The sequence below is a fragment of the Pseudomonadota bacterium genome (assembly GCA_010028905.1).
Lineage (GTDB): Bacteria > Vulcanimicrobiota > Xenobia > RGZZ01 > RGZZ01 > RGZZ01.
In genome coordinates, this window is sequence record RGZZ01000134.1 from 1 (window position 1) to 10958 (window position 10958).

Below are 10958 nucleotides of genomic sequence, written 5' to 3' on the forward strand. Positions count from 1 at the left end.
GCCGCACACCACACGTCCGCAGAGAACGATCTGGCTGTATCCGAGCAGCGTCTCGCGCGCGCACGCCTCGAAGACGCCCCCGCGCGCGACGGCGGTTCGCGACGGCGTCTGATCACGCAGCTCGGCCGGCTCGACGGTCACGAGCGACGCGCGCCATCCTCTCGAGGCGACGGGGCCCCGTCGTCCGGTGCGGGCATCGAAACGAGCCGCACGGGCACGTGCTCGAGCTGCCTCGCGTAGGCCGCGGTCTCGGCCTCGCGCACGAGCTCGACACCCCCATCGCCCAGCATCACAACGGCCGGTCGCAGCTGGATGAACTGCATCGACTGCGCGAGGTTGTAGGCCCCCACGTTGCGCACCACGAGCAGATCTCCCGCGCCGACCGGCGGCAGCGGAACGTTCTGGCGCAGACAGTCGATGTTCATGCACATGGGGCCATAGAGATTCACCGTGTCGACCACACCGCTCGTCTCCTTCACGGCCATCACGTCGAACTCGTACCACCACGACGTGGGGAGGAGGTTCACCCCCGCATCGAGCACCAGCCCTCGCCGCCCGTCGGAGAGGCGCTTGCATGACACCACCGATGTGATGAGCTGCACCGCCTCGGCAACCAAGGCACGTCCAGGCTCGATGATGAGGCGGGGGAGCCTGTCGACCGGGAAGTCTCCGCGCATGAGCGCCGAGGTGAGCGCCTCTGCATAGCGATCGATGGAAGGCACGACGTGCTCCACGGGAAGCGCCTGCCCGTGCAGGCGGGTGCGCGCCGCGAAGCCGCCTCCGAAGTCGAGATGGTCGAGCTCGACCCCGCTCCCGCGCCGCAGATCAGCGCACAGCTCCGCGACGCGGACGGCAGCGCGGGCGTACACATCGACGTCTGTGATGTAGGTCCCCACGTGGGTGTGCAGGCCGGAGAGCCGCAGCGACGGGCTCGATGCGACACGCGCCGCCATCTGCCGCGCGTCTCCGTTCTCGAGGTTGAATCCGAAACGGTCCCACGGCTCATCGGTAAGACGCATGTTGACGCGCAGGCCGATGGGGATGCGACGCCCCAGACGCGCGCCGATGGCCTCGAGATCAGCCACCTCCTCGAGCGAGTCGGCGTGGATGAGGGCACCGTCCGCCACGGCTTGCTCGAGCTCGTGGCGGCGCTTCATCGGACCGTTGAAGATGATCTCGGATCCCGGCACCCCCAGGGCGAGCGCGATGTCGTACTCGAAACCGCTCACGACCTCAGCCCACGCCCCCTCCTGACGAAGGACCGCGCAGATGGCCGACAGGTAGTTCGTCTTGTACGAGTAGCCGATGGTCGTGCGCGGGTACCGCAGGCGGAATGCGCGATCGAGCTCGCGATAGCGGCGGCGCAGCTCGGCTTCCGAGATCACGAACAGGGGGCTGCCGTGCCGCGCCACGAGATCATCGGGGGAAAACCCATCGAGACGGCCGCCGGGAAGGGTGACCTGCGGGCGAGCGAACGGATTCAGGGCACCCAGGCGATGTCGCACGAGAACAGGCTTCTGATAGGGCTCACGCATCAGACGAGGCTCCTCGGTCGTGATAGATGCTCCCCCGCGTCACGAGCTGCTCGAGCGTCGTGAGCGAGCAGATGAGGTCGACAGCGTGCCGCACGAATGCGACCCCGGCCCGCGCCTGCCCGAAAGGCTCCACCGTCTCCCCAAGCGCGATGCGCACGAGGGCCGCGGCGAGATTCGCGCCTGCCCCGACCGACAGATAGCACCACGCCGGGAATCGCGGATTGATCTCGATGAGGTGATAGGCGCCCGTCACTTCGTCGCGGATGAGCTCGAGCTCGAGCGCGCCACGCCATCCGAGGGCGGCAAACGCGCGCTCCGCCAGCTGATGGAGGGCCGTATCGCTCACCGTCACCGCCGACCACGCCTTCCCCGAATCGGTGACTCCCATCTTGCGCATGGCCACCGACCCGATCAGGCGACCCGCGCCGTCGCCCAGCATGAGCACGTCGTACTCCTCGCCCTCCACGACCTGCTGGGCCAGAACGGGGCTGCCCCAGCGCTTGCGGATGCGGGCGTACGCGTGCGCAGCCTCTTCGGGGCCGCGAGCGATCTCGGCCCCGTGCCAGGCCCCCTTCACCGCAATGGGATAGGCGAATGGGAGCGCCTCGAGGTGTCGAGGTCCCTCGAGAACCACGGTGGGCGGAGAGCGCAAGCCGTGGGTTCGGCAGAAGGCATCGAGCTCGAGCTTCGAGGTCAGGCGCAGCGATTCAGCGCGTGGGAGCAGCGTGGCGATGCCGCAGCGCTCGAGCTCTGGGGCGATGGCCACCATGTTCGACAGCTCAGTGTCGAGGGTCGGCAGCAGAACATCGATGGGGGTTCGGCCGTGCACCTCGAGCAGGCGCGTGAGAACCGCCGTGCACCCCGCAGCGGGGTACGGGATGAGATGCGCCTCGTCGACCAGCGATGCATCGTACACCGCGGTATCGAGCGCGTCATAGGCCAGACCGACGATTCGCCCCCGCCATCCCGGATCTGCGCGCAGGCAGCGGATCACGCCCGTGCCCGGGGCCGGGCTGTCGGTAGCGTTCAGTCCGGTCACGGCAACCGTGGCGTGAAGGGCCTGACGGTTCACTGAAGGCCAGCGGCGCGCATCTGGCTGATGAACGCCTCGGCATCGCGTCGCGCGGTCGAGGGGTCGACCTCGAATCGCTCCACAACGGCGTCGACGACCGCCTGCAGCCCCTTGCCCGCGGCAAGCAGCCGATAGATGAGCGCGCCAACAGCGTTGGTGCTGTACGAGACCCCTCTCACCGGGTCGAAGAGAAAGCCGTTCTCTGAGAGCCACGGTCCCTCCCCTCCCCAGGGTGCATCGAGCGCGTCACCACGAGGGGGGCCGATTCCCTTCACGGTTCGCCCTGCCACACGCCAGCGACGGGAAACCCTGTGCTCTGCGCGGTGCGGGGGAACCATCCGCCGCGATAGGCGAGCAGACCCGTCAGGTGATAGCCGTTGCGCTTGCACCACGTGTCACGCGGGATGGTGCACTGCGCAGCCATGACCCGGCCAGACCAGAGCGCCACCTCATAGCTCCCCCCCCTGACCCTGGAAACGGGGATGGTGAAGACGTGTCGAAAGTCGCCGCGCACTGACACCACCTCGTGCACGCCCTCGGTTGCCTTGTCGCGAATGCCATAGGCGTAGGCCGACCGTCCGAGCCAGGCTCCACCCGCTGGCGCCACCCCCGTGACGGTGAGCACGTATGCATCGCGCTCGATGGCCGCGCGCACATCGATGCGCCAGGCGGATGCGGGCGCCGCGTGCGACGCGCTCGGCAAGAAGGCCACAGCCAAGAGCGCGGCCAGGAGGGCGAGAAGGAGGCGGGTCGGTACGATGCATCGGTTCATGCCCATGAGGTTCGCAGTCCTGACGCAGTGTCCTGTGCGCGGGAACAGGCGTGCGGTTGCCCGCGGCGCGGGCTCAGATGGTCTCGATCTGCTCGGCCCGCACCCATCCCTTCACGCGATGGAAAGCGCCCACCTCTCGCCAATCCCCTTCCGACGCAAGGACCTCGATCCGCGTGCCCGCGTGAAGCGAGACACCCACGCTGTACTCGCGCCCCGGACCGTTGAGGAGCTTCACCTCTCCGGGGACCACGACGGCCCGCGCAGGCTCAGTGACGCGAACGAGCAGCAGGCCACCCGCAACCACGAGCAGCATCGCGCTGGCTGCGCCAGACCAGGCCAGTCCCTCACTGCGCCGCCGCAGCCAGAGCGCCAGAGACCCGCAGCAGGCAAACCAGGCCGCGGAGGCAACGACGGCCAGCTCGTTGCGCGTGAAGGCGTGCGCCGAAGCGGTGAGCAGATCCTCGTCTGGCTCGTGGTCGACCGCGCGGTCGTGCAGCGACGAAGCGTTGGCGCGCAGATCGGGGTCGCGGGGCGAGAGCCGCAGGGCGCGCTCGTAACAGGCACGTGCACGCCCCACGTCATCGCCCTGGGCGTAGGCGTTCCCGAGGTTGTACCACACCGTCGCATCGTCGACGCCATCGGCCACCAGCGCGCGATAGCCCTCGGCGGCCGCGTCGAAGCGCCCCTGGCGATAGGCGTCGTTGGCCTGGCGCATCGTCTCTGCGCGATCAACCGCGGCCTGGGCGACGCCGAAACGCATCTGTGCGAAGGTGAGCAGCAGACTGACGATCAAGACGATGCGCTTCATGACAGGCTCCTCTCGAGCTGCGCGAGCAGCTGCTCGACGTGGGTGATGGAGGCCGGAGCCGACGGCTGCATCGGCGCGTAGCGCGCCTGCTCCGCCGCCGCCAGAAGCTGCGAGAGCGCGTCGCACTCCTCCTGCGAAACGCCGCGGGCACGCAGCGCCACCAGCAGGTCGCGGGTCGGCATGCCCGACGCTGACGACCCCAGCTTCTCGGTGAGGTAGGCGTACAGCACCGGAGAGATGCTGTCGAGCCGCGAGACCGTTCGAAGCTGGCCCTGTGCCCGTCGCAGGGCGTCGCCGCGACGCTCACGCCGCGCGCGCCATCGGGGTCGCGGCCCCCAGAGGACGAACGCCACAGCCAGCAGCACGAGCGGAATGGCCTGCGCGCCGAGGAAACCAGGAGAGCGCAGCAGGTCTGTGGCCGACGAGAGCGCCCCACCCTCATGAATCGGGCGCAGCCCTCTCGGGTCGGGCTTCTCCGCACCAGACGGCGCTGCCGCGGGCGACGCGGGCGCGCCCCCTTGCGCGCCGGGCGCCACCGTGATGGCGATGGGAGCGGTGGATGCAGTCTTGTAGGCCTTGGCCTTCGGGTCGTAGTACGACAGCGAGACGCTCGGAATCGTTGCCGGACCGCTGCTCGACGGCACCAGCACGGCGGTGAAGATGCGCTCTCCGCTCTTGGCCGCTGCTCTTGCGGGCACGGGGTCGGTGACGCGGAAGCCTGGCATGGCGGGGAGCCTGGGGGGCTGCATCATGTTCATGCCCCCCTCTCCTCGAACCGTGAGCTCGAGGTTGAGAGCCTGCCCGACGCGGGCCGAAGCGGCGTCATCGAGACGCGCCGAGACGGTGAAGCGCCCCACGCCCCCCGTGAAATCCGCGGGACGTCCCTCGGGGAGCGGGCGGACATCGACCGGGATGGCGGCCGCCTCGAGCTCCTTCTCGGTCGTGGTCGTGAGGATGCTGTCGAAGTCGTCATCTCCCAGGTGAACGGGAACCTTGCAGTACAGACGAGCGGCCCCGATCTCGAAGTGACCTTCGGCCGACGGGTACATCGCGATGCGCACCTCGTTCACCGTGTAGGTGCGGCCGTCAACCACCCGCGTGAACGTTCGCTCCGGCGCCTGGTCCTCGGTGAGGAAACCCGTGGTGTTGGGGTACTGCGCCTGACGGCTGAGACTCACGCCAGGCGTGTGATAGAAGTCGAGGGTGTAGATCATGGCCTGCCCCACCACGGGCGTAGGCGTGTCGACCTGGGCGGTGACAAAGGCGGGACCGCGTCCTTCTGGTTCCCTGGGGCGACCGCCGGAAGGCTGGCCCGGGAAACCGGGGACCCCGGGGAACCCGGGAACCTGGGGGAACCCAGGGATCTGTGGGGGTCGTGCCACACGTGGGAAGCCGTTGGGAAGGCCCGTCACGCCCGGACCGCTCCGCGTGGGCGGTCGCGTGCCGGCGTTGTCGTTGGTCACCTCGATCTGGAGCGGCGCGCTGAAGGCAGACCCCTGTGGGGTCTGGAGGTGGATGGGGCCGATGGTGAAGCGCCCCGCGCGCCGCGGCGTGAGGAGATAGGTCTGGGTGATCGAGGTGGACACGTCGCCATTGATGACCGACATGTTCTGTGATTGACCAGCGGCGTACACAGTGAAGGCCGGCAGTTCCGGCAGGTGGGGGGTTTCGAGCTGACCATCGCCGCTCACCGTCACCTGGAGCGTGATGGTCTCTCCCACGCTGACCCGGTTGCGATCAACCGCCGCGTCGATTCGCGCATCGGCAGCGTGAGCCGCACGCACGGACATCATTGCCAGAAGAAGGGTCAGGGCTGCAAGAAGTCGTCTCATCGCGCTCAACCTCCTACCACGTCTCGCTGCCCGCGCTGGGGCGATAGGGGGCGGCGGGGGTCGACTTCGTCTTTGCCTGCCGCTCCTTCTCGTTGTAGTACTGGAGGATGCGCGCCGCATCGTCGGTCGACATGCCCCCCTGCTGACCCGGTCTACCCGACGCGGCCACGCCCTTCTTGCCGCTGCCGGCCGCCTGCTTGGGGTCGCCCTTCTGCTGGTCGCCCTTCTTGCCGCTGTCGGCCTGCTTCTGGTCGCCCTTCTGCTTGTCGCCCTTCTTGCCGCTGTCAGCCTGCTTCTGATCGTTCTTCTGCTTGTCGCCCTTCTTGCCGCTGTCAGCCTGCTTCTGGTCGTTCTTCTGCTTGTCGCCCTTCTTGCCGCTGTCGGCCTGCTTCTGGTCGTTCTTCTGCTGGTCGTTCTTCTTGCCGTTGTCAGCCTGCTTCTGATCGTTCTTCTGCTGGTCGTTCTTCTTGCCGCTGTCAGCCTGCTTCTGATCGTTCTTCTGCTGATCGTTCTTCTGCTGCTTGAGCTGATCGAGAACCACCTGCAGGTTGTGACGCGCGTCGTCGTCCTTCTCATTGAAGCGCAGCGCGCGTTTGTACGCCTCTGCTGACTCCTGGAGCTTTCCCTGCTTGTAGAGGGCGTTCCCCATGTGATAGGCGGCACGCGAGCGGGTGGCGCTCGAGCCCGTATCGACGGCTTTCTGAAAGCTCTGCTGGGCCTCGACAAAGCTGCCGGCGCGGTACTGCGCCTGGCCCATGGCATCGAGTGCATCAGCGGCGTTCGGACGAAGGGAAAGCGCCTCCTTGAAAGCCTCGAGGGCGGTGGGGTACTCCCCCCGATCGAAGGCTGACCTGCCCCGCTGCATGGCCCGCACATAGCGGACCTGCGCAACGGGCGTCGTCATTCCCGGATCCGCCGTCGACGAAGAGGCGGGTTGGCCAGCAGGGGGTGCGGCGACCGGTGTCGCGGGAGCGCCCAGCGCCGGCGAGCAGGCTGCGGCCGATGCGATGACGCACAGCCCCATCAAGACATTGATCCGACTCGACTTCGGTTTCATGACACGGCTCCTCTCGCAGACGCGGCAACACGGGTCGGGCGTCGCGTCGAAACGGTTCGCTCCAGCGCAATCAGGACGAGGGCAACGAGAACGAACCACTGATAGCGATCGACGTAGCGCCGATGCATGGTCTCCTCGAGCAGATGCTTCTCCGCGCCGCTCACCGCGCTGAAGATGGGCGACAGCGCATCGGCGGAAGACCCGTCGACGTGCACGTAGGTTCCACCGGTCAGCTTGGCGATGTCACGCAGCGTGCTCTCGTCGAGGCGGCTCATGACCACCTTGCCACTGGCATCACGCACGAAATCGACGCGCCCGTCGGCCTGCTGCTCAGGGATGGGCTCCCCGTTCGGATTGCCGATGCCAACGGTGTGAACGGTGACACCGGCCTTGGCCGCCTCCTTTGCGACCCCGATGGGGTCGCTGTGATGGTCCTCGCCATCGGTGAGGAGCACGATGACCTTCTTGTTCGGATCCCCTTTCGGGAAGGTCTGGAGCGACGCGCGGAGGGCATCCCCCAGCGACGTGCCCGGGATGGGGAGCGCCTGCGGGTCGAGCTGCTCGAGGAACAGACGGGTGGCCGACACATCGAGGGTGAGCGGACAGAAAGGGAAAGCGCTGCCGGCGAATCCCACCAGCCCGAGACGGTTCCCCTCGAGCTGATGGGCCAGCTGCCCGAGCTGCTGACGCGCAAGCTCGAGACGGCTCGGCTTCACATCCTTCGCATTCATCGACGAGGAGCAATCGACCGCGAACACCACGTCGACCCCCTGGCGCTCCACGGTGACCATGCGCGACCCCCACTGGGGACCGGCCGCGGCCAGGGCGAGCAGCGCAAGCGACACGATGACGAGAGACGTCTTCAACAGGGCACGACGACGGCTGTAGTCGGCCGCGAGCCGCGCCAGCATGGGGGCCTGGGCGAAGGAGGCGATGACGCGGGCGCGCACCCCCTCGCGATGCCAGGCGAAGACCGCGAGGGCAAGTACCGCTGCCAGCCACCAGAGCTGATGGGGATCGGCGAAGTGCATCACGGCACCTCCTGCAGCACAGATCGCTCGAGAAGCGCGTTGAGACCCAGCAGCGCCAGCGCGGGGAGCAGGAACCAGGGATAGAGCTCTCGGTAGTCGACCACCGCAGCCTTGGGCGCCTCGCGCTTCTCGAGGCGATTGATCTCACCGTAGACGCCCGCCAGGGCCTCTGTGTCGGTGGCGCGGAAGAAGCGTCCGCCCGTGAGATCGGCGATCTTCTGCAGCGTGCCCTCATCGAGGTCACCCCGCACCATGACCGTCCGCTCTCCGAGCACGGGGTCATTCACCGTCATCGGCGCAAGTCCCGTGGTTCCCATGCCGATGGTGTAGATCTTGATGCCGTACTTTGCCGCCATCTTGGCGGCCGTGAGGGGATCGATCTCACCGGCGTTGTTGCTGCCGTCCGTGAGCAGCACGATGACCTTGCTCTTGCCCGGCACGTCCTTGAGCCGGTTGATGCACGTGGCGATGGCAGAGCCGATGGCCGTGCCGTCGGTTCGCGTCATGCCGATCTTCACGCTGTCGAGCAACGTGAGCAGGGCCCCATGATCGGTGGTGAGCGGGCACTGCGTGAAGGCCACGGCGCTGAACACCACAAGGCCGAGTCGATCGTCGGTACGCTCGCGCACGAACTGCTGGCTGACCTTGCGAGCCGCAGCGACGCGAGTGGGCACGAGGTCCTGGGCGTTCATCGAGCCAGAGGTATCGAGACAGAGCATCATGTCGATGCCGTTCGAGCTCACCTGCTGGGTCGTCAGCCCATGCTGCGGGCGCGCGAGGGCGATGACCAGCAGCGTCATGGCGAGCGCCGTCAGCGCGACGGGGATGCGATCCTCCCAGGCCGGTCGTATGGCGCCGGGAAAGCGCACCAGTGCGATATCAGAGTACCCGATGGCGGCCTGCCGAGGCCGGCCCCGTCGGATGCTGGCCCACCACAGCAGCGCGATGATGGGCAGCAAGAGCAGGGCCAGTGGCGTCTCGAAGCGCATGGCTCACGCCTCCCTTCCGGCTGCCGAGCCGGGCGCAGACGACCCGGCCGCGCCCGATGCGGGCGTCGCCACCGGCTGCATTGTCGACGCCTCCGACGACGGCTTGGCATCGACGGCCTGCACTGGCGCCGGGATCGTGCGCTCCACGATGGTTCGCACCGCGTGGGCCTGTGCAAAGGCCTTGTCGGTGGGCACCTGAAGCCGCGCGAACTTCACCAGATCGGCCTCGTCGAGCACGAGCCGCACGTCGGCGCGGAGCGCTTCGTCGAAGCTGGCCGCGCGCATCATCGCAACCACCTCCGAGGTGGTGTGCTCGAGCACCGGCAGCGCGAAGCGCTGCGAGAGGTAGGTGCGCAGTATCACTGCAAGACGATCGTAGTGCTCCTTCAACCGGCCCTGGGTCGGCAGGTTCTCTGCGACCAGGCGGTCGATGGCGGAGAGCGCGAGACCGTGAGGGGTCGTCACCACCAACCGCCCCTGGCGCGAGCGCCGCAGCAGCTTTCGCGACAGCGCCACGACACCGAGCACCGCAAGCAGCCCCCCCGCAGCCAGCGCGGCCCACACCCACACGGGCATCGACACGTCCTGCAAGGGCTTGAGATCGCGGATCTCAGCGGTTCTGGCGGGCGCAGCCCCCGTCGCGGACGCCGCTGCCGGCGACGGTGCGGGCACCGACGCCGCGCGCTCGACGGTGAGCTCGAGCGGAGCGGCACTGACACTCTTCTTCTGATCATCCGCCGTCTTGTACGCGATCTCGAGCCCGCGCACCGTCACCTTCCCCGGCTCGTAGCCGGCCAGGCGCACGGTATATCTCACGCCCTTTCGACCGTTCGAAACAGGCAGAGGCGTCATCACAGCGTCTCTGACCTCGAGTGGGGCGAAGTCGAGGGCATCCGCCGCGGGCGGCTGCACATCGGTGCCCTGTACCCAGGTCACATCGGCGGTGAGCAGCGCTGTCTCTCCGAGGGCCACGGATGGCCGCTCGAGCCGCGCGCTCACCTGCACGGGGGCAGACAGCGCCAGCGAGGGCGACGGCACAGCCGCAGGGGTCTGGGCCATCGCCGAAGTGGTCGCCGCCCATATCATCGCTGCGCAGAGAACACGCTTCATCGTGCAGCCCCTCCCCTCGCGCGCCGGCGACGACGACGAGACGTCTTGCGATCGAAGAACCGCATGAGCGTCGGCACCGCCGCAACCGCCGTCGAGAACTCGGCGTAATCGGCGCCGGCGGCCTCGAGGCTTCGCTTCAGTTCGGCGCGACGCGAGGCCGCGGCCTCCTTGTAGCGCTTCTGGAAATCATCTGAGCTGGTGTTCACGACCACCATCTGCCCGGTCTCGAGATCGCGCAGGCGAAGCCGCCCCAAGCGGGGCATCTCCTCCTCGCGCGGATCACTGAGACGGAACGCCGACAGATCATGCCGCTGCATGGTGAGGCGCAGCGATCGGTCGAAGCGCTGACCGAGGAAGTCAGAGAGCAGGAAGACCACCGCGCGGCGCTTCTGCACGCGGTTGAGGAAGTCGAGGGCGGCGGCCGCGTCGGTCTTGTGCCCCGTCGGCCCGGGCTCGAGGATCTCGCGGATGAGTCGCAGCGAGTGGCGCTTGCCCTTGCGCGGGGGGATGAACTTCTCCACCCGATCGGTGAACAGCAGCAGTCCCACCTTGTCGTTGTTTCGCAACGCCGAGAACGCGATGATCGCCGCGATCTCGGATGCCACGTCGCGCTTGCTCACCTGACCGCTGCCGAAGTCGAGCGAGGCGCTCGCGTCGACCACCAGCAGCACGGTGAGCTCGCGCTCCTCCTCGTGCTTCTTCACGAACGGCCGACCGGTGCGCGCCGTCACGTTCCAGTCGATGGTTCGAAC

General features: G+C 67.8%; 11 protein-coding genes. All 11 read right to left on the reverse strand.

The features are described 5' to 3' along the window. Positions 1–137: 137 nt before the first annotated feature. On the reverse strand, positions 138–1535 hold the full coding sequence (locus EB084_11170) for a diaminopimelate decarboxylase (protein ID NDD28814.1): 1398 nt from the start codon (positions 1533–1535) through the stop codon (positions 138–140). Further along, positions 1528–2607 (reverse strand): ATP-grasp domain-containing protein, encoded by a 1080-nt coding sequence (locus tag EB084_11175; GenBank protein ID NDD28815.1) that lies wholly within the window; start codon positions 2605–2607, stop codon positions 1528–1530. Before EB084_11175 ends, EB084_11170 begins: the two co-directional genes overlap by 8 nt. Further along, positions 2604–2945 carry a PqqD family protein gene (locus EB084_11180; GenBank protein NDD28816.1) on the reverse strand — a complete coding sequence of 114 codons (342 nt, stop codon included), beginning with the start codon at positions 2943–2945 and terminating at the stop codon, positions 2604–2606. Before EB084_11180 ends, EB084_11175 begins: the two co-directional genes overlap by 4 nt. Continuing rightward, positions 2879–3262: a hypothetical protein gene (locus EB084_11185; GenBank protein ID NDD28817.1), complete on the reverse strand. Its 384-nt coding sequence runs from the start codon at positions 3260–3262 to the stop codon at positions 2879–2881. Before EB084_11185 ends, EB084_11180 begins: the two co-directional genes overlap by 67 nt. Before the next feature lie 190 nt (positions 3263–3452). Further along, on the reverse strand, positions 3453–4187 hold the full coding sequence (locus tag EB084_11190) for a tetratricopeptide repeat protein (GenBank protein NDD28818.1): 735 nt from the start codon (positions 4185–4187) through the stop codon (positions 3453–3455). Then, positions 4184–6139, reverse strand: coding sequence for a protein BatD (locus EB084_11195; GenBank protein ID NDD28819.1), 1956 nt, complete (start codon positions 6137–6139; stop codon positions 4184–4186). Before EB084_11195 ends, EB084_11190 begins: the two co-directional genes overlap by 4 nt. Then, positions 6033–7076 carry a tetratricopeptide repeat protein gene (locus EB084_11200; GenBank protein NDD28820.1) on the reverse strand — a complete coding sequence of 348 codons (1044 nt, stop codon included), beginning with the start codon at positions 7074–7076 and terminating at the stop codon, positions 6033–6035. Before EB084_11200 ends, EB084_11195 begins: the two co-directional genes overlap by 107 nt. Then, entirely contained in the window at positions 7073–8107 is a 1035-nt protein-coding gene (locus EB084_11205) for a VWA domain-containing protein (GenBank protein ID NDD28821.1), read from the reverse strand. The genes EB084_11200 and EB084_11205 overlap by 4 nt, the downstream gene beginning before the upstream one ends. Continuing rightward, a complete protein-coding gene (locus tag EB084_11210; GenBank protein NDD28822.1) occupies positions 8107–9096 on the reverse strand; it encodes a VWA domain-containing protein in 990 nt (329 codons plus the stop codon). The genes EB084_11205 and EB084_11210 overlap by 1 nt, the downstream gene beginning before the upstream one ends. A 3-nt stretch (positions 9097–9099) precedes the next feature. Beyond that, a complete protein-coding gene (locus EB084_11215; protein NDD28823.1) occupies positions 9100–10206 on the reverse strand; it encodes a hypothetical protein in 1107 nt (368 codons plus the stop codon). Continuing rightward, a partial coding sequence (locus EB084_11220; GenBank protein ID NDD28824.1) for a DUF58 domain-containing protein occupies positions 10203–10958 on the reverse strand: 756 nt, incomplete at its 5' end. The genes EB084_11220 and EB084_11215, both read right to left, overlap by 4 nt.

What these genes read in the sequence shown, in the direction of transcription:
- EB084_11180 (NDD28816.1), bottom strand. Translation starts at nt 2,945, where the DNA reads ATGGTTCCCCCGCACCGCGCAGAGCACAGGGTTTCCCGTCGCTGGCGT.
- EB084_11205 (NDD28821.1), bottom strand. Translation starts at nt 8,107, where the DNA reads ATGCACTTCGCCGATCCCCATCAGCTCTGGTGGCTGGCAGCGGTACTT.
- EB084_11210 (NDD28822.1), bottom strand. Translation starts at nt 9,096, where the DNA reads ATGCGCTTCGAGACGCCACTGGCCCTGCTCTTGCTGCCCATCATCGCG.
- EB084_11170 (NDD28814.1), bottom strand. Translation starts at nt 1,535, where the DNA reads ATGCGTGAGCCCTATCAGAAGCCTGTTCTCGTGCGACATCGCCTGGGT.
- EB084_11200 (NDD28820.1), bottom strand. Translation starts at nt 7,076, where the DNA reads ATGAAACCGAAGTCGAGTCGGATCAATGTCTTGATGGGGCTGTGCGTC.
- EB084_11195 (NDD28819.1), bottom strand. Translation starts at nt 6,139, where the DNA reads ATGCGGCGCGCATCCTCCAGTACTACAACGAGAAGGAGCGGCAGGCAA.
- EB084_11215 (NDD28823.1), bottom strand. Translation starts at nt 10,206, where the DNA reads ATGAAGCGTGTTCTCTGCGCAGCGATGATATGGGCGGCGACCACTTCG.
- EB084_11190 (NDD28818.1), bottom strand. Translation starts at nt 4,187, where the DNA reads ATGAAGCGCATCGTCTTGATCGTCAGTCTGCTGCTCACCTTCGCACAG.